At 65.8% G+C, this 24,795-nt stretch carries 25 protein-coding genes; 18 read left to right on the top strand and 7 right to left on the bottom strand.

Going from position 1 to position 24,795, the window contains the following annotated elements; translation table 11 throughout:
- Positions 1–2: 2 nt before the first annotated feature.
- Positions 3–1,688 carry a Na/Pi cotransporter family protein gene (locus tag QY325_10560; protein WKZ65201.1) on the bottom strand — a complete coding sequence of 562 codons (1,686 nt, stop codon included), beginning with the start codon at positions 1,686–1,688 and terminating at the stop codon, positions 3–5.
- Positions 1,689–1,787: 99 nt separating this feature from the next.
- Between QY325_10560 and QY325_10555 the strand changes: the two genes are divergently transcribed.
- The gene (locus tag QY325_10555; protein ID WKZ65200.1) at positions 1,788–2,843 is read left to right on the top strand and encodes an ATP-binding protein; all 1,056 of its coding nucleotides are present in this window, start codon (positions 1,788–1,790) and stop codon (positions 2,841–2,843) included.
- On the opposite strand, the gene QY325_10550 is transcribed toward QY325_10555, so the two are convergent.
- Positions 2,844–4,088 carry a DNA/RNA non-specific endonuclease gene (locus QY325_10550; protein WKZ65199.1) on the bottom strand — a complete coding sequence of 415 codons (1,245 nt, stop codon included), beginning with the start codon at positions 4,086–4,088 and terminating at the stop codon, positions 2,844–2,846.
- Positions 4,089–4,111: 23 nt separating this feature from the next.
- Positions 4,112–5,179, bottom strand: a complete 1,068-nt coding sequence (locus tag QY325_10545) for a glycosyltransferase (protein ID WKZ65198.1) — start codon at positions 5,177–5,179, stop codon at positions 4,112–4,114.
- 129 nt (positions 5,180–5,308) lie between these two features.
- On the opposite strand from QY325_10545, the gene trmB reads away from it, so the two are divergent.
- The 8 genes from trmB (at position 5,309) to QY325_10505 (ending at position 11,853) form a co-directional block, all read left to right on the top strand.
- Complete coding sequence (gene trmB / locus QY325_10540; GenBank protein ID WKZ65197.1) at positions 5,309–5,989, top strand: tRNA (guanosine(46)-N7)-methyltransferase TrmB; 681 nt, start codon at positions 5,309–5,311, stop codon at positions 5,987–5,989.
- 3 nt (positions 5,990–5,992) lie between these two features.
- A complete protein-coding gene (locus tag QY325_10535) occupies positions 5,993–6,463 on the top strand; it encodes a hypothetical protein (GenBank protein ID WKZ65196.1) in 471 nt (156 codons plus the stop codon).
- Between the two features lie 2 nt (positions 6,464–6,465).
- Complete coding sequence (locus tag QY325_10530) at positions 6,466–6,849, top strand: MGMT family protein (GenBank protein ID WKZ67976.1); 384 nt, start codon at positions 6,466–6,468, stop codon at positions 6,847–6,849.
- Positions 6,850–6,976: 127 nt separating this feature from the next.
- Positions 6,977–7,435 (top strand): hypothetical protein, encoded by a 459-nt coding sequence (locus tag QY325_10525; GenBank protein WKZ65195.1) that lies wholly within the window; start codon positions 6,977–6,979, stop codon positions 7,433–7,435.
- Positions 7,436–7,512: 77 nt separating this feature from the next.
- A complete protein-coding gene (locus QY325_10520) occupies positions 7,513–8,577 on the top strand; it encodes an Mrp/NBP35 family ATP-binding protein (GenBank protein ID WKZ65194.1) in 1,065 nt (354 codons plus the stop codon).
- 12 nt (positions 8,578–8,589) lie between these two features.
- Positions 8,590–8,865 (top strand): NifU family protein, encoded by a 276-nt coding sequence (locus tag QY325_10515; protein WKZ65193.1) that lies wholly within the window; start codon positions 8,590–8,592, stop codon positions 8,863–8,865.
- 97 nt (positions 8,866–8,962) lie between these two features.
- Positions 8,963–10,828 carry a 2-oxoacid:acceptor oxidoreductase subunit alpha gene (locus QY325_10510; protein WKZ65192.1) on the top strand — a complete coding sequence of 622 codons (1,866 nt, stop codon included), beginning with the start codon at positions 8,963–8,965 and terminating at the stop codon, positions 10,826–10,828.
- A complete protein-coding gene (locus QY325_10505) occupies positions 10,825–11,853 on the top strand; it encodes a 2-oxoacid:ferredoxin oxidoreductase subunit beta (GenBank protein WKZ65191.1) in 1,029 nt (342 codons plus the stop codon). The genes QY325_10510 and QY325_10505 overlap by 4 nt, the downstream gene beginning before the upstream one ends.
- A 3-nt stretch (positions 11,854–11,856) precedes the next feature.
- Here QY325_10505 and nadE read toward each other — a convergent pair whose 3' ends face one another.
- Positions 11,857–12,654, bottom strand: a complete 798-nt coding sequence (gene nadE / locus QY325_10500) for an NAD(+) synthase (protein ID WKZ65190.1) — start codon at positions 12,652–12,654, stop codon at positions 11,857–11,859.
- Between the two features lie 62 nt (positions 12,655–12,716).
- Complete coding sequence (locus tag QY325_10495) at positions 12,717–13,448, bottom strand: porin family protein (protein WKZ65189.1); 732 nt, start codon at positions 13,446–13,448, stop codon at positions 12,717–12,719.
- Between the two features lie 13 nt (positions 13,449–13,461).
- Here QY325_10495 and QY325_10490 point away from each other — a divergent pair, with 13 nt between their 5' ends.
- The gene (locus QY325_10490) at positions 13,462–14,502 is read left to right on the top strand and encodes a hypothetical protein (GenBank protein WKZ65188.1); all 1,041 of its coding nucleotides are present in this window, start codon (positions 13,462–13,464) and stop codon (positions 14,500–14,502) included.
- Positions 14,503–14,576: 74 nt separating this feature from the next.
- Entirely contained in the window at positions 14,577–14,906 is a 330-nt protein-coding gene (gene gldC / locus QY325_10485) for a gliding motility protein GldC (protein ID WKZ65187.1), read from the top strand.
- 60 nt (positions 14,907–14,966) lie between these two features.
- Here gldC and yihA read toward each other — a convergent pair whose 3' ends face one another.
- Complete coding sequence (yihA, locus tag QY325_10480) at positions 14,967–15,608, bottom strand: ribosome biogenesis GTP-binding protein YihA/YsxC (GenBank protein WKZ65186.1); 642 nt, start codon at positions 15,606–15,608, stop codon at positions 14,967–14,969.
- 75 nt (positions 15,609–15,683) lie between these two features.
- Positions 15,684–16,445, bottom strand: coding sequence for an alpha/beta fold hydrolase (locus QY325_10475; protein WKZ65185.1), 762 nt, complete (start codon positions 16,443–16,445; stop codon positions 15,684–15,686).
- A 437-nt stretch (positions 16,446–16,882) separates the two neighbouring features.
- On the opposite strand from QY325_10475, the gene mraZ reads away from it, so the two are divergent.
- Genes mraZ through murD form a run of 7 tightly spaced genes read left to right on the top strand, consistent with a single transcriptional unit; the run spans position 16,883 to position 24,787 of the window.
- Positions 16,883–17,347, top strand: a complete 465-nt coding sequence (mraZ, locus tag QY325_10470; GenBank protein WKZ65184.1) for a division/cell wall cluster transcriptional repressor MraZ — start codon at positions 16,883–16,885, stop codon at positions 17,345–17,347.
- Entirely contained in the window at positions 17,337–18,242 is a 906-nt protein-coding gene (gene rsmH, locus QY325_10465; GenBank protein WKZ65183.1) for a 16S rRNA (cytosine(1402)-N(4))-methyltransferase RsmH, read from the top strand. Before mraZ ends, rsmH begins: the two co-directional genes overlap by 11 nt.
- Positions 18,239–18,646 carry an FtsL-like putative cell division protein gene (locus tag QY325_10460; protein WKZ65182.1) on the top strand — a complete coding sequence of 136 codons (408 nt, stop codon included), beginning with the start codon at positions 18,239–18,241 and terminating at the stop codon, positions 18,644–18,646. The genes rsmH and QY325_10460 overlap by 4 nt, the downstream gene beginning before the upstream one ends.
- Complete coding sequence (locus tag QY325_10455; GenBank protein ID WKZ65181.1) at positions 18,643–20,748, top strand: penicillin-binding protein; 2,106 nt, start codon at positions 18,643–18,645, stop codon at positions 20,746–20,748. The genes QY325_10460 and QY325_10455 overlap by 4 nt, the downstream gene beginning before the upstream one ends.
- Positions 20,745–22,208 carry a UDP-N-acetylmuramoyl-L-alanyl-D-glutamate--2,6-diaminopimelate ligase gene (locus QY325_10450; protein ID WKZ65180.1) on the top strand — a complete coding sequence of 488 codons (1,464 nt, stop codon included), beginning with the start codon at positions 20,745–20,747 and terminating at the stop codon, positions 22,206–22,208. The genes QY325_10455 and QY325_10450 overlap by 4 nt, the downstream gene beginning before the upstream one ends.
- On the top strand, positions 22,209–23,456 hold the full coding sequence (gene mraY, locus QY325_10445) for a phospho-N-acetylmuramoyl-pentapeptide-transferase (GenBank protein WKZ65179.1): 1,248 nt from the start codon (positions 22,209–22,211) through the stop codon (positions 23,454–23,456).
- Complete coding sequence (gene murD / locus QY325_10440; GenBank protein ID WKZ65178.1) at positions 23,453–24,787, top strand: UDP-N-acetylmuramoyl-L-alanine--D-glutamate ligase; 1,335 nt, start codon at positions 23,453–23,455, stop codon at positions 24,785–24,787. Before mraY ends, murD begins: the two co-directional genes overlap by 4 nt.
- Positions 24,788–24,795 lie beyond the last annotated feature (8 nt).

The following is a 24,795-nucleotide window of genomic DNA, read 5'->3' as shown; positions in this document are numbered from 1 at the left end:
GGTCACATCTCGCCGGCGAGCGCCTCGGAGACGTTGATCAGGTGGTCGCCCACCTTCTCGCAGCTGCTGAACAGATCGTGGTAGACGAGGCCGCTGCGAACGTTGTAGTCGCCCTCCTCGATGCTCTTCCAATGCTTGTGCCTCAGTTGGTCGCGCAAGGCATTGATGCGCTGCTCGGCCTCCACGGCCTCATCCAGCCGCACGAGGTCCTGGTCCGCATCCAGGTTGCGGTGCATCACCTCGAAGGCCTGGTCCAGCAGGTCGAGCATGCCGGAGAGGTCCTGCCGCTGCTCCGGTGTGAACCAGACGCGGTCATCGAGCTTGCGCTCCATGGCCTTGCTCATCTGGAAGAAGATGTCGCCCACGCGCTCCAGGTCGCCCACGATGCTGAGCATGCCGCGGATGCGCTGGGTGACCTCCTCGTTGCGCGCCTCGGTACTGGTCTTGGTAAGGTACTTGCCCACCTCCACCTCGATGCGGTCGGTGAGCTGCTCGTATCGGGCCATGCGCTGCATGAGCCGGTCGCGCTGCACGCTCTCGCGCGCGGTGAGCAGTTCGCGCGTCATGCCCAGCATCTCATGGGTGACACGGCCGAATCGGGCGATCTCACGACGTGCCTCGATGAGGGAGACCTCGGGGGAGAGGGGGATGTCAGCATCGAGGTATTCCAGCCGGTATTCCTCATCCAGCTGGGTGCGGGCGGGCACCATCCATGTAACGATGCGCTCAAGCAGGGGCACGAATCCGACCAGCAGCAGGGTGTTGGTCACATTGAAGCTGATGTGGAGCGCGGTGAGCGCCCACATGATCGAGGCATGGTCGTAATAGGGCGAGGCGCCGAAGGTGGCTGCCACGTAGCGGTCGATGAGGTCGAGGTATGGCCTGAACAGGAGCAGCGCCCAGGCCACGCCGATGAGGTTGAACAGCAGGTGGGCGCGTGCCGTGCGCTTGGCCCATGCACTGGCCACAAGGGCGGCGATGTTCGCCGTTACCGTGGTGCCGATGTTCTCGCCCAGCACCAGCGCTGCGGCCATGTCATAGCCGATGGTCCCGTTCTCGCAGAGCACCAGGGTGAGTGCGATGGAGGCGCTCGAGGACTGGATGACCGCCGCCAGCGCGGCGCCGATGAGCACGAACAGCACCACGGAGAGCATGCCCCGGTCGCTGAGCCCATGGAGGAAGCGCAGCGCCTCCGGCGAGGGGGCGGGGACCGACTGCTTGAGGAACTCGATGCCGAGGAAGAGCAGGGCTGCGCCTAGCAGGAATTCGGCGCCTGCTCGGGCCCGAGGCGCCCTCATGAACAGCAGCGGGAAGGCGATGCCGATGATGGGGATGGCCAGCTTGGTGATGCTCACATCGGCGAACACCGCCCAGCTGAACAGCACGGCCTTCAAGGTGGTGCCGATGTTGGCGCCCATGATCACGCTGATCGCCTGACGCACCGAAAGCAATCCGGCGTTCACGAAGCCGACCACCATCACGGTGGCCGCGCTGCTGCTCTGGATCACCCCGGTGCTCACCAAGCCCGTGAGGACGCCCCGCAAGCGGTTGGCCGTCATGCTGGCCAGCACGTTGCGCATGCGGCGCCCCGCTACTTTCTGGAGGCCTTCGCTCATCACCTTCATCCCATAGATGAAGAGGCCCAGCGACCCAGCGAGGGTAAGGAACTCGATCAGCCCGAAGCGCATGGGGAATGGCGGCGCAAGCTACCCGGCCTGTGTTTCGGAAAGGTTAAATCACCGGTCCTGCCTGTCGGGCATCCCCGCTCGGGGGTAAACTTGCCCTACGTGCCGGCACGCACCGTCATGGGCCAACTCACCCCACGCCAGATCGCATTGCTCGCCTCCATGGCGGTGGCGGCCATCGGTGGCCTGCTGGCTGGCATGGGCGCCGACATCGCCGGTTCATCCCTGGCGCCCTGGTGGCCGTTCCTGTGCGCGCTGGCCATCCTCGGGGTGGCATACGCAACGTTCTCATTCGGCATCGAGCGTTTCGTGCATGGGCGGATCAAGACGCTCTATCGCACCGTTCACGATCTGCGGCGCGGGAGGCCTGCGCCGGAGCGGACCGCTGCGGGCGATGAGCTCAGCAGGGTGAATGCGGAGGTGGCGGAATGGGCCAGCGAGCGGCGCACGGAGATCCGCGAGCTGCAGGAACGCGAGAAGTTCCGCCGCGAATTCATAGGCAACCTGGCCCATGAGCTGAAGACGCCCATCTTCAACATCCAAGGCTACATCCTTACGCTGCTGGAAGGCGGGCTGGAGGACGAGAAGGTGAACCGCGACTTCCTGGAGCGCGCCTCCAACGGAGTCGACCGCCTGATGAAGATCGTGGAGGACCTGGACATGATCTCGAAGCTCGAGAGCGGCGTTATGGACCTCCGGCTTGCGGTGGTGGACCTCCATGAGGTGGTGCGCGACGCCATCGAATCCCTTGAACTGCAGAGCGCATCCAAAGGGGTGAAGCTGGTCAACGGCGTGGAGCGCGGCACACCTGTGCGGGTGGATCGCGATCGGCTGATGCAGGTGCTGGTGAACCTGTTCACGAATGCCATCAACTACGGCCGTGAGGGGGGGGGCTGCCACGTTTCAAGCTACCTGCTCGGCGACCAGGTGGCCGTGGAGGTGGCGGACGATGGCATCGGCATCAGCCCCGAGCACCTTCCGCGGCTGTTCGAGCGCTTCTACAGAGTGGGCAAGAGCCGCGCCCGGAACGAGGGCGGCTCGGGACTGGGCCTGGCCATCGTCAAGCACATCATCGATGCCCATGGGCAGAGCATCACGGTGAAAAGCGTGGAGGGCAAGGGCACCACATTCACCTTCACGCTGCAGCGTCCCGATTGATCAGCGCCCGGTCACGGCCTCGTCGTAGAGCATCACTTCATTCTCGTTGTTGATGCTGATACGGGGGATGTCGTCGAACACCGTCACCTTGCCCGTTACGCAGACCTTCTTCTGAAGGAAATGGGTCTCAGGGTCGTAGCTGAAATTGGGCCCGTTGTACTCCCAGATGGTGGCATAGAAGTCCTGATGCGGGTGCATCCGGTCGAAGTTGAGGTAGATGGCCTTGGCCTTCGCGGTCTTGCGGGTGCTCACCACGGTGCCGCATACCGTGGCCGTCTTGCCGATGTGGTATTTCGCCTGCACCGTGTTGAACATGCCCTTGGGGAGCGGTGCCCGCAACGGCTCGGCCTCGCCGAAGAAGGGATCGCCCTCGGCATACCAGTCCTGCGGCTCGCGCATGGCCTCGATGCGCGCTTCCGTGGCATCGTCCAGCGCATGGAAGAAGTCCAGGCCGGTGAGGCGCTCCACGCTGTCCACGGGGACGGCGTAGCTGATGGGCGGGTATTCCTGTGCGGCATTCCGCATCACGAAGGCAATGGCCTTGGGCTGCTCGCCATCCAGGTCGGCGATCACCTTCCAGAAGAGCTCCGGGATGCTCACCTCATTCTTCCTGTCCGCTTTCTGCAGGGTGGGCAGGTCCTCCCGGAGCACAGGGCCTGTGACCACGAATACCCGGCGCTTGCTGAAGTTCACGTAGCGGCGCCCCCAATCCTCCAGCTCCGCCCACGTGCCGCGGTTCAGCTCAGGCTTCTGCGGGCTGATGTTGCTGTAGTAGTAGGTGGCCAGCAGGGCATCGCCGTTCCACCGCATATCGGCGCTCGGCACCAGGTGCCCGCGGTCGTAACCGCTGTTCCAGTAATCGGCCGTGACCGCGGTGCCCGTGCTCACCTTGGGATCGGGAAGGAATGAGTCGATGCGGGCCAGGCTGCCGGTGATGAGGTCCGGCGAAGCGATGTGCGCGACCCATTTGGCCTGCTCGTGCCGTTCGCTGTACACGAGCAGGTGGCCCGGGTGCGTGATGAGGGTCTCGCCGGCCTCGAGCTTCGGCAGGCCTTTGGCGAGCAGGTCGCGCCGGATGATGGCCAGCTTGGTCGAGTCGAGCCTGGCGGTGAGGGCCTGCTGCTGCTCGCGAAGCCGTGCGCCATGTTCCATCAGCCGGTTGAGCCGCTGGTCCAGGTCGTCCTGCGCTGCCGTTGCCAGTGCGTAGGAAAGGGAGCAAAGAAGAAGGGCGTACCGTTTCGGCATGGCCGCAAAGTAACGGGAGTGCCTCAGCAGAGGGCGGCCGCCAGCTCTTCCAAGGCGCTTTCCAGAAGCGGTGCGTGCGCGCTCACCGGCTCAGCTCGGGGTGGCAGCGCTTCGCGGAGCGCGCGGCGCACGTCGAGCGCTTCCTGCACCTGCACCACGAAACGCCCGGTGCGGCGATGCAGCTCACCCAGGTATTCCTGCTCCAGCTGACCGGGAGTGGGCACAACGAGAGCCGAGCGTCCCAAGGCCGCGAGGTCCATCAGGGTGGTGTAGCCGCTCCGCGAGATGATAAGGCGGGCCCCGCGCAGGGCCGCACCGAGCGCAGCCCCATCGAGATGGGCACGGATGGCCAGCGTCCCCACCTGTTCCTGGCGGTCCAAGCCAGGCAGCCCGAGCACGAGGAGGTGGCGGCCGGGAAGTGAGGACAGTTGGCTGATGAGCCGGTGCTCGAGGAGCGTGCGCTGGGGCTCCGGGCCGCTGATCACCGCTACCGTATCATAAGGGCCCTCCGCAGGCCCTTCCCGCTGCAGCCGGCTCACTGTTCCGATGTATCGCGCATTGCCAGGCCACGGGCGTCCATGGGAGAGTTCGCCGGCCAGCCCCGGCGCTTCCGGTTCATCCATCACCCAGCAGCGGTTGAAGCGGCTGATGTGCAGGCGATTCACCCGGCGCAAGGCGCGTTGCGCGAAGGGCGTGTACGGGAAGACCTGGTGCGTGATGAGCACACTGTGGAGGTCGGGGCTGCGGATGCCGAACCGCTGGTCGCTGATCACCGCGTTCAGCCGCAGTTCCGGCCGGAGCCGTTCGAAGAGCGCCCGCTCGGCGTGCACGCTCCGCACCATGGCCGGGAACTGGCGGGCCATGCTCCATAGCTGGCTGGGGCCGCGGCCGTAGCGAATCTCGACACCGGGCAGCACCACATGCTCCAGGTCAGGGAATTCCCGGCGGAGCAGCTCCAGCGGGCCCTTGTCGGCCCCGATCACCGGTTGCGCGCCGAGTTCGACCAGCCTGCGGATGATCGGCACGCACCGCGATGCGTGGCCCAGGCCCCAGTCGAGCGGTGCAACCAGGATGCGGGCTCCGTTGAACATGTCGGCGAAGGTGCGTGCGGCGACGTGATGCGATCGTTAAGCTGCGGCAAGTTCGACAACCCGCCGGCTATCGCCCGGGGGCTACCTTCGCGCCCCTCTCCGGTAGGCCCGCGTGCAGCCGGGTAAAGCATGGGTAAGAACAAACTGGCTCGCTTCGCCGAGAACCTCACCTTCGAGCATGTGGTGCAGCCCGCGTTCGAGGAGCTCGTGCAGGGCAGCTTCCCGCTGAAAGGCCGCTGGAACGCTGATTTCTTCCAGCGCGAGGCGCCCTTGGTGCTCGAACTGGGCTGCGGGCGCGGCGAATACACCCTGGGCCTGGCTCGGCTGAATCCGGAGCGGTGCTACATCGGGGTGGACATCAAAGGCGCACGCATCTGGCGCGGTGCCCGGAATGCGCGGGAGGAAGGCCTGAGCAACGTGGGTTTCCTGCGCACCCATGTTGACCATGTCACGCGGTGCTTCGGTCCGCAGGAGGTGGATGAGGTCTGGCTCACCTTCAGCGACCCGCAGCTGGGCAAGCCCCGCAAGCGCCTCACCAGCCCGATCTTCCTTGCGCGCTACAAGGAGATCCTGAAGCCCGGGGGACTGGTGCACCTGAAGACCGACAGCCCGGTGCTGTACGAATACACGCTGGAGATGATCGAAGAGCAGGGTTTGCGCATCCATGAGCATAGCGCCGACATCTATGCCGACCTCATGCATCGCGCATCGCCTGAGGAACAGGCTGTCCTGGGCATCCGGACCTACTACGAGAGCATGTGGCTGGAGGAAGGCCGTACGATCCATTACGTCCGGTTCTCGCTGGACTGAGGCATGGATGCCATCACGCTCAAGCCCATGCGCCTCACGCGGTCGGTGTATCCCTGGCTGCTGATGAAGGCTTGGCTTCGCAAGGCGTGGTGGTTGCATGCCGTGTTCGTCGGTGTCGGGGCCTGCGCGTTCCTTTCCGCGGCAGGGGCGCTCCGCTTCCACGGGCTTGTGCTCTTTTCCCTGCCGGTCATTCGAATGGTGGTCCTTGCCGCATGGGCCAGTCGAAAGGACAATCAACAAGTCAACGAGGAGCGGCGATTCACGGTCGATGCGGATCGGTTCGTGGGCACGACCTCATCCGGTGCGCGGAGCGAGGTTCCGTGGTCATATGTGGTGCGCGTATCCGAGCTCGACAGGCTTTGCCAGCGGTGCACCTCAGCCGGACGGATGCCGATTCCGGCCAAGCCCGACCTCTCCGGCACCGATGCTGTGGAACGCTTCAGGCGATGGATCGCTGCACGACCAGCGGCATGATCATGGGCGCGAACGGCAAAGCACCTAGGAAGCAGCTGCGAGCGGGGGCGGTCCAGCAGCGTGACTTCTTCGCTGATGTGATGGATGTGGTGCGCCGGATCCCGTGCGGGCGGGTGACGAGCTATGGCGCGATCGCCAAGTACCTTGGTGCGGCACGGTCGGCCCGTATCGTCGGGTATTGCATGAATAACAGCCACACCGTGAAGCCGCCCGTACCGGCGCATCGCGTGGTGAACAGCGCGGGCATCCTCACCGGCAAGCACCACTTCGGCCCGGATGACCGCATGCAGAAGCTGCTGGAGGGGGAAGGCGTGCGTGTGAAGGACGACCAAGTGGTGGACTTCGCAGCCCGGTTCTGGGATCCGGTGACCGAGCTTCGGCTCTGAGCGGCGGAAGAGGAGCCGGGCCGTGCTCCCAGAAGTGGTGGATCCGCAAGGAGCGGAGGCGCTTTCCGGGGCGGGCCGTGCAATCCGTTCCGTCGCGCATTAGCTTGCTGGCTCAATCGGATCAGCCATGGAAGCGCAGATCACCTTTTCCAGCGACCACGCCCAGGTGGAGGTCCACCCGCAACAGCATCTGGTTCGGCTCACCTGGCGGTGCAGCGCGACCGGAGAGGCCTATCGCGCGCCCTCGCTTGCTGTGCTCAAGGCCGTGAGGGATTTCGGGCTGAAGCACTTCCTGAGCGACTCCCGTGGCCTGGGCTCCATCCTCTTCGCGGACCGGGCTTGGAGCGAGCGGGAGGTGATTCCGAGGCTCCTCGAGGCCGGCCTGGTCCGCATCGCAATCGTGAGCGGCACCGATGGCCTCCAGGTAATCGCAGTGGACAACATGGTCAGCACCATTCCGGCCTCTGCGGCCAGCGTAGCCTACTTCGATGACCCCTCCATGGCACAGCTCTGGCTGTTGGAGAACGATGGCGTGGAGGTGTCGATTCCGGCGCCAGGCGGCTCCGGGAAGGCGGGGCAGCACTAGCGGGCCGCTCCGCCCGTAGCCCTTGCGGACGTGTCGGGACAGGGTCCGGGGTTGCCTAATTTCGCCCACCCTTTGTCATGCCGGTAACGCCAGACGCGGTCCGTTCCGCCCTATCGCGCATCATTGAGCCCGACCTGAAGAAGGACATCGTGGCCCTTGGGCTGGTGCGCGATATCCGCATCGAAGGCCGTGCCGTCCATGTGAGCGTTGAGGTGAGCAATCCCGCCATGCACAGCCGCAAGCGCATGGAGGAGGCGATGATCTTCAACCTCAAGCAGGCGCTGGGCCAGGAGGTCGATGTGCGGGTGCAGGTGTCTCCCCTCAGTGGCGAGCGCGCCAGCGTGCGCAAGGTGCTGCCCCACGTGAAGCACATCGTAGCCATAGCCAGCGGCAAGGGCGGCGTGGGCAAGAGCACCATCACCGCCAACCTCGCTGCCGGCCTCGCCGCGCGCGGATTGCGCGTGGGCCTCATCGACGCCGATATCTACGGTCCCAGCATGCCGTTGATGTTCGACGTGGTGCATGAGAAGCCCGGAACGCGCGAGCGGGACGGCAAGCATTGGATCGTCCCCGTGGAGAGCTACGGGGTGAAGCTCCTCAGCATCGGCTTCTTCGCTCAGACCGATCAGGCCATCGTGTGGCGCGGTCCCATGGCCACCAAGGCGCTGGAACAGATGATCAAGGATGTGGACTGGGGCGAACTCGACCTCATGCTCATCGACCTGCCGCCGGGCACCGGCGACATCCACCTCTCGCTCGTGCAGGCGGTGCCCCTCTCGGGCGCCATCATCGTGAGCACGCCGCAGCCGGTGGCCCTCATCGATGCGCGCAAGGGTGTTGGCATGTTCAGGCTTCCCAGCGTGAACGTGCCGGTGCTGGGCATCGTGGAGAACATGGCCTGGTTCACACCGGCCGAGCTGCCGGGCAATCGCTACTACATCTTCGGCAGGGGGGGGGCGAAGGCGCTGGCCGAGGAGCTGGGCGTTCCCTTCCTGGGCGAGGTGCCGCTGATTCAGAGCGTGCGAGAGGCGGGTGACGTGGGCCGGCCGGCTGTACTGCAGGGCGGTACGCCTGCTGCCGAGCCGTTCGGCCATCTTTGCGCCGCAGTCGCCGACAAGGTGCTGCATGCCATGCCCGCCTGAGCCATGGACCGCATGGAACGTGAATCGTTGGAGGCCCGCATTCGGGAAGCCCTCGGTGAGCTGCGGCCCTTCCTCGAGGCCGATGGCGGCGACATCACCCTGGAGGAGGTGACGGCCGAAGGCGTGGCCCGGGTGCGCCTTCATGGAGCCTGCACCAGCTGCGCCATGGTGCCCATGACCATGAAGGCCGGTGTGGAGGAGGCCATCAAGCGCGCGGCGCCCGCCATCCTGAGCGTGGAGGCCGTCAACCTGCCCGTTCGGGAGCCGGGGGCGGGCCTTACCGCCTGAGGGCGCGAACATCCGGGCGCCAGCCGTGTTGCTTGCTGCGGTGACGGTGGTCACCCCCACGCCCAACGACGCAGCCCTACCTTCGCGCCGGAATTCCATGCCTACAGGAACGCAGCAGGCCAAGGCCGTCGAGGAACGGCGGAACGTGGTCATCCTCTTCGCCGGCGACAGCGGCGACGGCATCCAGCTCACCGGCGCGCAGTTCACGGACAGCAGTGCGCTCTTCGGCAATGATGTCAGCACCTTCCCGAATTTCCCGGCCGAGATCCGGGCGCCGCAGGGCACCCTCGCCGGCGTGAGCGGCTTCCAGCTCCACTTCGGCAGCGTGGAGGTCTTCACTCCCGGCGACCAGTGCGACGTTCTGGTGGTGATGAACGCCGCGGCGCTCAAGGCGAACCTCAACAAGCTGAAGCCTGGCGGCATCATCATCGCCAATAGCGATGGCTTCGACAAGAAGAACCTGCGCCTCGCGGGCTACATCGACGAGGCCGACCCGCTCACCGACGGCACCTTGGCGCAGTACGTGCTCCACAGCGTGGATGTCACCAAGATGACGCGTGCCGCCCTCGAGGGCCTCACCCTCGGCATGAAGGAGAAGGACCGCTGCAAGAACATGTTCGTGCTCGGCTTCATCAACTGGATGTTCAACCGGGGGATGGAGAGCAGCGAGCGCTTCCTGCAGCAGAAGTTCGCCAGGAAGCCGGACCTGCTCGAGGCCAACCTGCGCGCGCTCAAGGCCGGTTACCATTTCGGGGATACCAGCGAGACCTTCACCACGCGCTTCGAGGTGAAGCCCGCGCCGATGCCCAAGGGCACATACCGCAGCATCACCGGTAACCAGGGCGTGGCGCTGGGCCTGGTGGCGGGCGCGCAGAAGGCGAAGCTGGGCCTCTTCTATGGCAGCTACCCCATCACGCCGGCCAGCGACATCCTGCACGAGCTCTCGCGCCACAAGAACTTCGGGGTGGTCACCTTCCAGGCAGAGGATGAGATCGCCGCCATCGCTTCGGCCATCGGTGCCAGCTATGGCGGGGCGCTGGGCGTGACGGCCAGCAGTGGCCCCGGGGTCGCGCTGAAGACGGAGGCCATGGGACTCGCGTTCATGCTCGAGCTGCCCCTGGTGATCGTGAACGTGCAGCGCGGCGGCCCCAGCACGGGCCTGCCCACCAAGACCGAGCAGGCCGACCTCTGGCAGGCGGTGCATGGCCGCAACGGCGAAGCGCCCATCCCCGTGATCGCGGCCAGCACGCCCATCGACTGCTTCGATATGGCCTTCGAGGCGGTGCAGATCGCACTGGAGCACATGACGCCCGTGATCCTGCTCACCGACGGCTACATCGCCAACGGCGCGGAGCCCTGGCGCTTCCCGCAGTCGGGCGATCTGCCGGAGATCGCCCCGCCCTTCATCAAGGCACCGAACGATGGCGAGCGGTTCCTGCCTTACTTGCGCGACGAGCGCGGCGTGCGCCCATGGGCGCTTCCCGGACAGCCGGCGCTCCAGCACCGCATCGGCGGCATCGAGAAGCAGGACAAGACCGGCAACATCAGCTACGAGCCGAGGAACCATGAATTGATGGTGCGCCTGCGCGCCGAGAAGGTCGCGCGGATAGCCGACCGCTTCAAGCCCATCCGGTTGGACAGCGGCCCCCCCGAAGGTGATGTCCTCATCGTGGGCTGGGGCAGCACGTACGGCGCGATTCGGACAGCCGCGCTCGAGTTGCAGGCCGAGGGCCGCAGCGTGGCGCACGTGCACCTGCGCCACCTCTTCCCCTTCAACAAAGGTCTGGGGCCGCTGCTGAAGAAGTACAAGCAGGTGCTGGTTCCCGAGATGAACAGCGGCCAGCTGCGACAGCTGCTCCGCGCGGAATTCCTCGTGGATGCACAAGGCCTTAACAAGATCCAAGGTTTGCCTTTCACCAGCGCGGAGATCAAAGAGGCCGTGCTAAACCTGCTGAGGAAATGAGCGCCGTGAATGGATCCGCGCCCGCGGAGAAGGTGGATTTCGCGAGCGACCAGGAGGTGCGCTGGTGTCCCGGCTGCGGCGACTACAGCATCCTGAAGCAGGTGCAGACGCTGCTGGAGCAGAGCGGCAGGAAGAAGGAAGAGGTGGTCTTCATCAGCGGCATCGGCTGCAGCTCGCGCTTCCCATACTACCTGGATACCTATGGCCTGCACGGCATCCACGGACGCGCGCCGGCCATCGTGAGCGGCCTGCGCAGCGTGCGCCCCGATCTCAGCGTATGGATGATCACGGGCGACGGCGACGCGCTCAGCATCGGCGGCAACCACATCATCCATCTGCTGCGCCGCAACGTGGATGTGAACGTGCTGCTCTTCAACAATGAGATCTACGGCCTCACCAAGGGCCAGTACTCGCCCACCTCGCCCGAAGGAGCCGTGACGCGCAGCACGCCGATGGGCAGTACCGATCATCCATTCAACCCGCTCGCGCTGGTGAAGGGATCCGATGGCACCTTCATCGCCCGCAGCATGGACCGCGACCCGAAGCACATGCGCGAGGTGCTCGCCCGCGCTGATGCGCATCGCGGCACCTCGCTCGTGGAGATCTACCAGAACTGCAACGTATTCAACGACGGCGCCTTCGAGGTCTTCACGGAGAAGGCCAGCAAGCCGACGCATACGCTCTTCGTGGAGCACGGCAAGCCGCTCACCTTCGCAGGCGGCACCAAGGGCATCTGCATCAAGGACATGAGGCCGCGCGTGATCGACATCGGCCCGGACTTCTCGCCCAACGACTGCTGGATCCACGATGAGCGAGACAACTTCAAGGCTTCCATCCTCGTGCGCCTCTTCGAGGACCCGCGCCATGAGGGCGCCTTCCCGCGCCCCTTCGGCGTGTTCTATGTGGCCGACCGCCCCACGCACGAGGAGAAGCTGCAGGCTCAGGTGAGGCGCGCGAAGGAGGTGAAGGGCACAGGCGACCTGGACGCGCTGCTCAAGGGCGAGCACACCTGGACCATTGCGTAGCGCTCAGCGCTTCAGTTCCGCGGGTATCGCGCACACCGGGGGCAGCGTCATCTTGTGCGCGTTGGCCGCCTGCCGCCGATCGAAGATGGCGAGCACCTCGCGCTGCCGGGGCGTGAGCCCGAGCGCCTCCGCCTCAAGGCCGCGCTCGCGCAGGTCCATGGCCCATTCCAGCTCCGGATAGCTCGCGCCGATCTGGTCCTCGTCGCTGCGGTCGTCGCCCCAGAGGCCATCGGTGGGCTTGGCCTGCAGGATGCTCTCGATGATGCCCAGCTCGCGCGCCACGGCGTACACCTCGGTCTTGGTGAGGTCGGCGATGGGCGACAGGTCCACCCCGCCATCACCGTACTTGGTGAAGAAGCCGATGCCGAAGTCCTCCACCTTGTTGCCGGTTCCCGCAACCAGGAAGCGGAGCAGGCCGGCGAAGTAGTATAGCGTGGTCATCCTCAGCCGCGCCCTGGTGTTGGCGAGCGACAGCTGCAGCTGGTGGTCGCCGTCGGGCTTGGGGAAGGCGGCCACCAGCTGGTCGAAGACGGGGGTGAGCTTCACCACCTCCACCTGCACGTTGGGGTGCCGCTGGCGCAGCCACGCGATGTGGTCCTGCGCGCGCTGCACCTGGCTGAAGGCCTGGTGGATGGGCATCTCCACGCAGAGCGTGGGCAGGCCGGTGCGGGCGCAGAGCGCACTGGTCACGGCGCTGTCGATGCCGCCGCTGATACCGATGACGAAGCCACGCTGGCCGTTGCGCCCGCAATAGGAGCGGAGCCAGTCGGTGATGTGGTCGATGATGCGTGCTGTCTGCATAGCGTTGCAATGGAAAAGCCCTGCCAAGTTCGGCAGGGCTTCCCGAATCCGTATCGGCGGGCTCAGAAGAAGACGCCCACGGTGAGCTCGAGGTAGTGCGCGCGTGCCTTCACGCCATCCACATCGAGTATGTTGGTGAACCCGTTGTTATAGGTTATGCCCGTCACCAGGCTGGTGTTGCCGCTGAAGTTGTACTCCAGGCCGGCGCCCACGATGAGCGAGGCCTTGTAGAGCGCGATGTCGTCTTGGAGGTTCTCGTCCGTCACCTCCTCGAACTTCTCGACCAGGGTGGGGGCATTCGCGTAGTACTGCGGCACCACGTAATCGGCCCGTGCGCGGATATTGAAGGCATTGCCGGCACCCACCACCGCGTAGTACCGCATGTAGCCGATCTCGTTGGTCATGAGCTTGATGGTGAGCGGCAGCTCGATGTACTGCAGCTTCACATCCGTCTCAAGTTCCTTCAGCTTCTTCGGCCCGCCCGGGGCATCGAAGTACTCGAAGTCCTGCTGCCACTTCGCCACCATGTTGTTCAGGTTGAGGCCCGTGGCGAACCGGTAATTGCCGGTGGTGCCGATGGGCAGCTCGAGGAGCAGGCCGAAGGTGTAGCCCAAGCCTGCACCGCCGGCCTTGATGTTCTTGCTATCGGGGTTCACCCAGCCCATGTTGGGGCTCAGCTTCAGGCCGAAGCGGACGCCCACGTCGTCCTGCGCCTGGGTGGAGAGAACGCCCATCAGGGCAATGGCGAGGGCGGCAAAGGCCTTCCCTCCGATGCGGGACGTTGCGGTCTTCATAGGTTTGGGCTCGATGTTCGAGTGCGAAAGTAAAGAGCGGTTCCCGCGCCCAGCGAATACCGTGCTGATCATTGCCGCCTGCGCCCTGCCGGCCTGCGGCGGCCCCGACGGACCGCCTGTCCCGGAGGCGGAGCCCGTGGAGATCCGCATCGAGCGGCTCGACCAGGACCTCTTCCATGCCCCGCCGGACAGCATGACGGCCACCAGCCTGAAGGCCTACGCACGGTACGGCGAGTTCTACCGCATCTACATCGAGGACATCCTGCAGGGCGCTCCGATCGGCGATCCCCGGCTGCCGATGGTGCTGCACCGCTTCGTGCTCGACCCCGATTGGCGCGATGCGCAGCAGGCGGTGGATAGCGTGCTCGGCGACCTGGAGCCGCAGCGCGTGCAGCTATCGCTGGCATTCACCCGTCTCAAAGGCCTCTTCCCGGACAGCCTCACCCCGCGCGTGGTGGCGTTCAACTCGGGGTACAATTACGGCATCTTCCCCACGGACAGCGTGCTGGGCGTGGGCGTGGAATGGTTCATCGGCAAGGGGCACCGCGTCATCGGCTACCTGGCGCCGGAAGCCTTCCCGCACTACGTGAAGAGCCGCATGGAACCGGAAATGCTCGTGCCCAGCGCAGTGAAGGGCTGGCTGCTCGTGCACTACACGCGCGATGTCAGCGGGGGCGACCTGCTGAGCAACCTGGTGGAGACCGGGAAGGTGATGGCCCTGCTCGATGCGCTGCTCCCCGAGACCCCGGCGCACCGCAAGCTCGCCTTCAGCCCCGAGCAGCTGGCCTGGTGCGAGGCCAACGAATACGCGATCTGGAAGGAGCTGGTGGGCAAGGACCAGCTCTACAGCCGCAAGGGCGAGGACATCGGCCGTTGGATGAACGACGGGCCCTTCACCAACGGCATGCCGCGCGAGAGCCCGGGCCACCTGGGGGAATGGATAGGGCTGCGCATGGTGCAGGCCTACCTCAAGGAGCACCCCGGCACCACTTACCCGCAGCTCTTCGCCATTGACGATCCGCGGGCTGTCCTCAAGGCCTACAAACCGCGATAGGCCGAACTGGCGCACAATCACCAGCCAATCGTGGCCCGGCTGCGCCGCAAGCACAACCCAACGCATCCCTCCCCATGAAGACCTCTGACATCACCCTGCGCGTCACCCTCGATGACAATCGCGTCCCCGAGCGGATCGATTGGACGGCCGAGGACGGCGGAACGCAGAGCGCGAGCAAGGCCGTGCTCCTCTCCATCTGGGACGAGCAGGAGCGCAACACGCTGCGCATCGATCTGTGGACGAAGGAGATGACCGTGGAGGAGATGAAAGCCTTCTTCCATCAGAACATCCTCACGATGGCCGACACCTTCGAGCGGGCGACGGGCGAGGGCAGGATGGCTGCCCAGATGCGCGACTTCGCGGCGTATTTCGCCGAGCACATGCTGCCGGGGCTGAAGGACTGAGCCTGCGCAGGGGCTCGGGGCCGGCTGCCTTCAAGCGGCAGGCGGAGCGCCGGCGCATGATCATTGAGCGCCCTGCGGCCACCGGCCTTCCCATCGCGCATTCACCTCTTCGATGAAGGCCAGGATCCCTTCGCGACCTTCTCCGGTCGCGGTGCTGGTGGTGTGCATGGGCGGCAGGGTCTCCCAGGTCTCCAGCAGCTTGCGCCGGAAGCGCGCGATGCTGGCCTGCACCTTGGGGGGCGAGAGCTTATCGGCCTTGGTGAAGACGATGCAGAAGGGGATGCCCCGCTCGCCGAGCCACTGCACCATGCCGAGGTCATTGTCCTGCGGCTCGAGCCGCGAGTCGATGAGCAGGAACACGCATTGCAGGTTCTCGCGCTTCAGCAGGTAGGTATGGATCATGCGCTCCCATACCGCGCGGTCGGCCTTGCTGGCCTTGGCGAAGCCGTAACCGGGAAGGTCGGCGAGCATCCATGGCCGGTCGCTGGTAAGGGTGCCCTCAACCCGGAAGTGCTCCACGTTCCGCGTGCGGCCCGGGGTGTTGCTCACGCGCGCCAGCTTCCGGATGGCGCAGAGCATGTTGATCAGAGAGCTCTTGCCCACGTTGCTGCGGCCTATGAAGGCATATTCGGGCAGCATTGGCGGCGCCCAATGCTTCGCCTCGCGTCCGCTGGTAAGGTGCTCGGCCCTTAGGGATTTCATGCCGCTGGGGTTCGTTGGAGGCGCCTCATGCCGCTGTGCGCGGCAGACCTTCCGGCCCTGAAGCTCGGCAGGGCATCATGCCAGGGTCCTGGCCAGCCAGCCCTCCAGGATCCTGTTGAATTCCTCGGGGTGCTCCATCATGGGCGCATGGCCGCAGCCGTCGATCCAATGGAGCTCGCTCCTGGGGAAAAGGCTGTGGAACTCATCGGCCACCTCCGGCGGCGTGATGGTGTCCTGCCGTCCCCAGATGAGGAGCACGGGCATGGCCATCTTCGGGATCTCCTTGGCCATGTTGTGGCGGATGGCGCTCTTGGCCAGTGAGAGGATGCGGATGAGCTTGGCCTTGTCGTTCACCGTCACGTAGCACTCCTCCACGAGCTCATCGGTCACGTGCCTGGGGTCATGGAAGGTGAGGGCGATCTTCTTGCGCAGGTACTCCTTGTCCTCGCGCCGGGGGAAGCTGCCTCCGAATGCGTTCTCGTAGAGCCCGCTGCTGCCGGTGAGGGTAAGGGTCCGCACGCGTTCGGCGTGCTTGGTACAATAGATGAGCGCCACATGGCCTCCAAGTGAATTGCCCAGCAGGTTCACGCGCTCCAGCCCCTTGTGCCGCAGGAAGCGGTCGAGGAAATCCGCCAGTGCCGGCACGTTGGTGTTCAGCATCGGCAGCGTGTAGAGCGGCAGCATGGGCACCAGCACCCGGTAATGCGCGGTGAAGTGGTCGAAGAGCGGCTGGAAGTTGCTCAGGGCGCCGAACAGGCCGTGGAGCAGCACGATCGGCGGCCCTTCACCGGCTTCGAGGTAGTGGAACTCGCCTTCCTGCTTGAGTGCGTGCGGCATGGTGTGCGACCAAATGTAGGGGAGCGCGGAAAAGCTGGTCCAAGCCGGCGCCGAGGAAGGGCGATGGGAGGGGGGGCGGCACCGTGGCGGCAGCGGGCCATGGCGCCAACGGTGCGGGGCCGATCACGGCGGAGGGGCCGGGATGCTTGGCAGAGGCTCCTCTGAGCTGTTGCTCTGGATAGCCCTCATAACCAGTGAGATGATAGGTGGGTGAGCGGCAAAGGTTGAAGGCGGAAGTAGGAGATCTGTTGTTAACAATGCCCACGATCTCCCACTGCTGATTCTCAGACTTTTCTAGTGCTGATGCGCTTGTGTGACAACTTTTGCACACCTTCGGCGTTGAAGAATTATCAACAAGGAGACGAAAACGGGGTAGTTTGTGGGAGTAAGTGGGCAAACGCCCTCTACTTTCGCTGCGATTCCCTCGTGCATGCGCAATGCTGGACCTGCTCGGAGAATACCCCAGCACCCTGGACGCCAAGAGCCGGGCCCTACTGCCCGCCGCGCTGAAGAAGCAGCTCGGTGGAGAGGTGGCCAAGGGCTTCGTGGTGAACAGGGATGTGTTCAGCCAGTGCCTCGTGCTCTATCCGATGGAGGAGTGGAGAAGGACCAGCGCCGATGTGCGCAGCCTGAACCGCTTCGACCCGGACAACGTGGAGTTCCTCCGGCGGTTCCTCAATGGGGCCACGCCGGTGGAGCTCGACGCCAACGGGCGACTGCTGATCCCCAAGCCGCTGATGGACTATGCCAAGCTGGGCAAGGACATCGTGTTCTCGGGCATCGGCGACCGCATCGAGATCTGGGACGAGGAGCTGCACCGGCGTGCGCTCGACGGGAAAGAGGACTTCAAGTCGCTGGCAGCGCGAGTGATGGGGGGCAAGCCCAAGGCCAATGACGCATGAGTACCACGACCCCGTTCTTTTACAAGCCTGTATCGAAGGGTTGAACATCCGCCCCGCCGGCACCTACGTGGATGCCACTTTCGGCGGCGGCGGCCACAGCAGGGCCATCCTGGAGCGGCTCGGGCCGCATGGGCGCCTGATCGCCTTCGACCGCGACCGGGATGCGTGGGCCAATGCGCCGGCGGATCCGCGGTTCACGCTCGTGAAGGCCGACTTCCGCTGGCTCCGCAACCACTTGCGCTTCCTGGGTGCGCTGCCCATCGATGGGCTGCTCGCCGACCTTGGCGTGAGCAGCCATCAGTTCGATCGCGGCGAGCGAGGCTTCAGCATCCGGTTCGAAGGCCCCTTGGACATGCGCATGGACCGCCGCGCGCGCACCACAGCGGCTGATATCGTGAACGGATGGGATGAGGCGCGCCTGGCGGGGCTGCTCAGGACCTATGGCGAGGTGGAAGGCGCCGGACGCGTGGCGAGGGCCATCGTCAGCGCACGCTCGGAGCAGCGCATCGCCACCACCCAGCAACTGGTGGCGGCCATCGCCCCGGTGACGCCGCGCAGGGACGTGAGCGGCTTCCGCGCACAGGTCTTCCAGGCGCTGCGCATCGCCGTGAACGATGAGCTGGGCGCGCTCGAATCGCTGCTGCGGCAGTGCGAGCAGGTCATCGCGCCGGGCGGCCGGCTGGCCATCATCAGCTACCACAGCCTGGAGGACCGCCTGGTGAAGAGCTGGATGCGGGCCGGCGATGCCTCGGGCGAGGAACGCAAGGACCTCTACGGCAATCGGCTGCGGCCATTCAACCCCACGAGCAGCAAGGCCATCAAGCCGACCGAAGAAGAAATCGACCGAAACCCGCGGGCCCGGAGCGCCCGCTTACGCATAGCCGAACGCACATGAACCGCATGCGAGCGCCGCAGCAGGAGGAGCAGCCGAAGCCCAAGCGGGCCGGGAAGCCGGCACGGCTGCCGGGCGCCTTCGTCAGCCTGCTCAGCGGCTCCTTCCTCACCCGCGAGAACGTGCTGCGCAACATGCCCTTCATGCTCTTCTGCGCGGGGCTCATGCTCGTCTACATCGCCTATGGCTACCATACTGAGCGCGTCGTGCGCGAGCTGGAACGGACCGGGGCTGCGCTGAAGGAGCAGCGCGCCGAGTACATCACCGTGCGCGCCGAGCTGGAGAAGCAGGAGCAGCAGAGCCAGGTGGCCGGGCGCATCGGTGCGCTGGGCCTGCGCGAGAGCCGCGTGCCGCCGGTGAAGATCAAGGTCGAGGAGGGACAACTGGAGGAGATCCGGAAGCCATGAGCGACAATAGGCAATTGGTGATGCGGGCGGGTGCGGTGTACCTGGGCGTGGTGCTCTTCGCCCTCGCCATCGCCGTGCAGCTCTTCCGTATCCAGCTGGTGGAGGGCGAGCGCTGGCGGGCCAAGGCCGAGCATGTGAGCACTGCCTGGCGCACGGTGCAGCCCGAGCGAGGCCACATCTTCAGCGAGGACGGCCGGCTGCTTGCCACGAGTGTGCCGGAGTACGATGTGCGCATGGACATGGTGCCCGAAGCGCTCACCGATGAGCATTTCGCCACCGCCATCGACTCGCTGGCCTGGCACCTGGCCGACCTGTTCAAGGACCGCACGGCGGCCGAGTACAAGCGCGACCTGGTCGATGCCCGCAAGCGGCGCGAACGGTACCACCTGGTGAAGCGCCGGGCGAGCCACACGCAGGTGCAGGCGCTCCGTCGCTTCCCGCTCTACCGTGAGGGGCGCTACAAGAGCGGACTGGTCACGGAGAAGCGCCTGGTCCGCGCGCGGCCGTTCGGCCGGCTGGCCGCCCGCTCCGTGGGCTATGTGCTGCGCGACAGCAGCGCGGTGGGCCTCGAGGCGGGCTTCGATCCCTGGCTTAAGGGCCGCACCGGCCGCCGCCTCGAGCGCCGCCTCGCCGGCGGAACCTGGATGCCGATCGATGGCGAGGGCGTGGATCCCGAGCCGGGCACGGACATCCACACCACCATCGATATCAACCTGCAGGACGTGGCCGATGCGGAGCTGGAGCGCCAGCTGCACCACCATGGCGCGCAGTACGGTTGCGTGGTGGTGATGGAGGTGGCCACCGGCCGCATCAAGGCCATCAGCAACCTCACGCGCACCGAGGACAGCACCTACGTGGAGGCGCTGAACTACGCGGTGGCGCAGGCCACGGAGCCCGGCTCCACCTTCAAGCTGCCGGCCCTCATGGTGGGCCTGGACGAGGGCCTCATCAACGTCACCGACACGGTGGACACGAGGTGGGGCGTGGTGGAATACCACCGCCAGCAGATGAAGGACTCCCACCCCGGCAAGCACCGCAAGGTGACGGTGCGCCGCGCCTTCGAGCTCTCGCTCAACACCGGTGTGAGCCTGGCCGTGCACAAGGCCTATGGCAAGGAACCCAAGCGGTTCATCGAAGGGCTCAGGCGCATGCGCCTCCATGAGCCCACCGGCGTGATGATCCCCGGTGAGGCGGTCCCCACCCTGCGTGGCCCCGGCGAGAAGGGCTGGAGCGGCATCAGCCTTCCATGGATGAGCATCGGCTACGAGGTGGCGCTGACGCCCCTGCAGATGCTCACCTTCTACAACGCGGTGGCCAACAATGGCCGCATGATGCAGCCGCAGCTCGTCACCCGCGTATCGCGCAACGGACGCACGGTGGAGGAGTTCGAGCCCCGCGTCCTCAACGAGCGCATCTGCTCGGATCGCACGCTCGCCACGGTTCGCGAGCTGCTGCAGGGCGTGGTGGACAGCGGCACCGCGACAAACCTGCGCAGCGCGCACTTCGCCATCGCCGGCAAGACGGGCACGGCACAGGTGGCCCGCAATGGCAGCTACAAGCAGCACGGCCTCAGCTACCAGGCCTCCTTCGCCGGCTACTTCCCCGCCGACGCGCCCAAGTACAGCTGCATCGTGGTGGTGAATGGCCCAACCATGAGCGGTTACTACGGGAACATCGTGGCGGGTCCCATCTTCCAGGCCATCGCCGACAAGATCTACAGCAACCGGCTGGAGCTGCAGCAGGAGCGGCCGCTGGCGGACCTCAGCGGTCCGCGCACACCGGTGAGCATGAGCGGGCGCGCTGCCGACCTCAGCGCGGCGATGGCGGGCCTGGGCGTACCCTTCCGCCTCGAGGGCGAATCCGAGTGGGTGACCACCGAGGCCGGTGATTCCGCGGTGACGGCCCGGCCGCGCGCGATCGCCACCGATGGCAGCGGGCTCGTGCCGAACGTGCTGGGCATGGGCCTGCGCGATGCGCTCTACATCCTGGAGAACCGCGGGCTGCGCGTCCGGGTGATGGGAAGCGGCATGGTGAAGCGGCAATCGCTCCCGCCGGGCACGCGCGCCGCCGATGGCGCCACCATACTCATCGAGCTGGCATGAAGCTGCTGAAGGACATCCTCTACGGCGTCCCCATCGAGCAGGTGGAGGGCAGCACCAACACGGCCATCGAGCAGGTCGCCTTCGACAGCCGTGCCGTGAAGCCCTTGACCGCATTCGTGGCCGTGCCGGGCACCCGGGCCGATGGCCATGATTTCATCGAGAAGGCGGTTGCCGCCGGCGCCAGCGCCATCCTCTGCGAGCGCATGCCCGAGCGGTTCGCCGATGGAGTGGCCTATGTGCGCGTGAAGGACGCGGCCGAGGCCCTGGGGCTCGTGGCCGCCAACTTCCACGACCACCCCAGCAAGCGCCTGAGCCTCATCGGCATCACGGGCACCAACGGCAAGACCAGCGTGGCCACGCTGCTCTTCCGTCTTTTCCGCGCGCTGGGCACCAAGTGCGGCCTCATCAGCACGGTGGAGACGAGGATCGGGCAGAAAGCCATTCCCAGCACGCATACCACGCCCGATGCCGTCCAGCTGAACGAGCTGCTGGCGGCCATGGTTGAAGCCGGCGTCACGCACTGCTTCATGGAGGTGAGCAGCCACAGCGTGGTGCAGCATCGGGTCACCGGGCTCCGCTTCGCGGGCGGGGTCTTCACCAACATCACGCACGACCATCTCGACTATCACGGCACGTTCGCCGAGTACATCAAAGCCAAGAAGCGCTTCTTCGACGGCCTGCCCTCGACCGCCTTCGCGCTGGTGAACGCCGATGATCCCAACAGCGCGGTGATGGTGCAGAACACGCGCGCCGCCAAGCGCTCCTATGCCGTGCGGAGCCTCGCGGACCACCATGCGCGCATCATCGAGAACCAGCTCACCGGACTGCACCTCAACGTGGACGGTCACGACCTGTATGCGCGGCTCGTGGGGGAGTTCAACGCGAGCAACCTGCTGGCCGTATACAGCACGGCGCTGCTACTGGGGCAGAAGCCGCTCGACGTGCTCACCGCCTTGAGCGACCTTGAGCCGCCGCGCGGCCGCTTCCAGGTGGTGCGCGGGCCCTCCGGTGCGCTGGGCATCGTCGATTACGCCCACACCCCCGATGCGCTCCGCAACGTGCTGGAGACCATCAACGCCGTATGCGGCGGTGATGAGCGCGTGATCACCGTGGTGGGCTGCGGCGGCGACCGCGACCGCGCCAAGCGGCCGGAGATGGCGCGCATCGCCGCCGCGCTCAGCGCCGTCGTCGTGCTCACCAGCGACAATCCCCGCAGCGAGGAGCCCATGTCCATCATCGAAGGGATGCGGGCGGGCGTGCCCGCCGGCGACCAGGGGCGGGTGTTCGTGAACGCCGACCGGCGCGAGGCGATCCGGCAGGCCGTGGGCATGGCGCGCCCAGGCGACGTGGTGCTCCTGGCGGGGAAGGGCCATGAGACCTACCAGGAGATCATGGGGGTGAAGCACCCTTTCGACGATGCCGCCGTGCTGAAGGAAACCCTCGAACTGCTGCACAAGTAGATGCTCTACCACCTCTTCGACAGCATCGGCTACAGCCTGCCCGGCTCGGGCGCGTTCGGCTACATCTCGTTCCGCGCTGCCCTGGCCGTGTTCGCATCGCTGCTCATCTCGCTCTGGTTCGGCAAGGGCATCATCCGTCTGCTGCGCCGGATGCAGGTGGGCGAGACCGTGCGCGACCTCGGCCTCGAGGGCCAGCTGAGCAAGCAGGGCACGCCCACGATGGGCGGCCTCATCATCCTCTCCGCCACGATCATCCCCACGCTGCTCTTCGCCAAGCTCACCAACATCTACATCATCCTGCTGCTGGTGAGCACCGTCTGGATGGGCCTCATCGGCTTCCTCGACGACTACATCAAGGTCTTCAAGAAGGACAAACGCGGCCTGGCAGGCAGGTTCAAGGTGGTGGGTCAGGTCGGCCTCGGCCTCATCGTCGGCGCCACGGTGTACTTCCATCCGGACATCCGCACGCGCGTGGAGATCCCCGAGGTGCTCGCCGACCAGCTCGATCCCGCGTCGCTGCACACCATCACGGAGGAGGACGGCACCGTGCACTGGATGCTGGACCGCAAGTCGCCGAACACCACCATCCCCTTCGTGAAGGGCAATGAGTTCAACTATTCGTCGCTGCTGAAGCCCTTCGGCCCCGAGGCGCGCGGATACACCTGGCTCATCTACATCGCGGTGGTCATCTTCATCATCACCGCGGTCAGCAACGGCGCCAACATCACCGACGGGCTCGATGGCCTGGCCACGGGTACCAGCGCCATCATGGTGCTCACGTTGGGGGTCCTTGCCTACGTGAGCGGCAACATCATCTTCTCAGAGTACCTGGATATCATGTACATCCCCGGCTCTGGCGAGCTGGCGGTGTTCATCGGCGCGCTGCTCGGCGCATGCATCGGGTTCCTCTGGTACAACGCCTATCCGGCGCAGGTCTTCATGGGCGATACCGGCAGCCTGGCGCTCGGCGGGATCATCGCAACGCTGGCGATCCTCGTGCGGAAGGAGCTGCTCATCCCCCTGCTCTGCGGGGTCTTCCTGGTGGAGAACCTGAGCGTGGTGATGCAAGTGTCGTACTTCAAGTGGACGAAGCGGAAGTACGGGGAGGGCCGGCGGATCTTCCTGATGTCGCCGCTGCACCACCACTTCCAGAAGAAGGGCATCCACGAGAGCAAGATCGTATCGCGCTTCTGGATCGTGGGCATCATGCTCGCCGTAGCCTCCATCGTAACCCTGAAGCTGCGATGAAGAGGATCGTGGTGCTGGGGGCGCAGGAGAGCGGCGTAGGCGCGGCGAAGCTGGCGCTTCAGCGAGGCCTCGACGTCTTCGTGAGCGATGCCGGCGCTATCAAGCGGCCATACCGCGAGGCGCTCGTGGCCATGGGCGTCCGCTTCGAGGAAGGCGGCCACACCGCGGCACGCGTCCTGGAGGCCGACGAGATCGTGAAGAGCCCCGGCATACCCGACACGGCGGCGTTGGTCCGCGCAGCGCGCGTGCAGGGCATACCCGTGATCAGCGAGGTGGAGCTGGCGCATCGCTACTGCAAGGGTCGGATCATCGCCATCACCGGAAGCAACGGCAAGACCACCACCACGCTGCTCACCCACCACATCCTGCAGCGCGCCGGGGTCGATGCCGCATTGGGCGGCAATGTGGGCGCCTCCTTCGCAGGCCTGGTGGCCGAGCGCGACCACGATTGGTACGTGGTCGAGCTCAGCAGCTTCCAGCTCGACGGCATCCGTGACTTCAGGCCCCATGTGGCCATGCTGCTCAACATCACGCCGGACCACCTGGACCGCTACGAGTACCGGATGGAGCGCTACGTGGAGAGCAAGTTCCGCATCCTCCTCAACCAGGGCGAGGACGACCACTTCATCCATGGCGCCGACGACCCCGTGATCGCCGCGTGGCTCGATGGCCATGCCGTGCGCCCCCGCCGCTGGCCCTTCTCCATCGAACGCACCCTTCCGCAGGGCGCTTGCCTCATCGGCGACCGCCTGCGCATCAACACCAACCAAACCACCTTCGATATGAGCATTCAGGAACTCGCGCTTCAAGGCAGGCACAATGTGTACAACAGCATGGCCGCGGGCATCGCCGCCCGCATCCTCGACATCCGCAACGATGCCGTGCGCGAGAGCCTGAGCGATTTCCAGAACGTGGAGCACCGCCTGGAGCGAGCCGGAATGGTCAATGGCGTGGAGTTCATCAACGACAGCAAGGCCACCAATGTGAACAGCGCCTGGTATGCACTGGAGAGCATGCGCAGGCCGGTGATCTGGATCGTGGGTGGCGAGGACAAGGGCAATGACTACGCCCAGCTCGTCCCGCTCGTGAAGGAGAAGGTGAAGGCCATCGTCTGCCTGGGCAAGGACAACGCGCGGATCAAGGAGGCGTTCGGAGGCGCGGTGAAGGACCTGGTGGAGACGACCAGCGCGGAACAGGCCGTGCAGGCCTCCTATGCCCTGGCCGAGGAGGGCGATGCGGTGCTGCTGAGCCCGGCCTGCGCGAGCTTCGACCTGTTCGAGAACTACGAGGACCGCGGCCGCCGCTTCAAAGCCGCCGTCAAGGCCCTCTAACCCCTGCC

It is taken from the genome of Flavobacteriales bacterium (assembly GCA_030584065.1).
Classification (GTDB): domain Bacteria; phylum Bacteroidota; class Bacteroidia; order Flavobacteriales_F; family PHOS-HE28; genus PHOS-HE28.
Note: the sequence above shows the minus strand (reverse complement) of the source record. Positions and strands in the feature narration are given on the sequence as shown.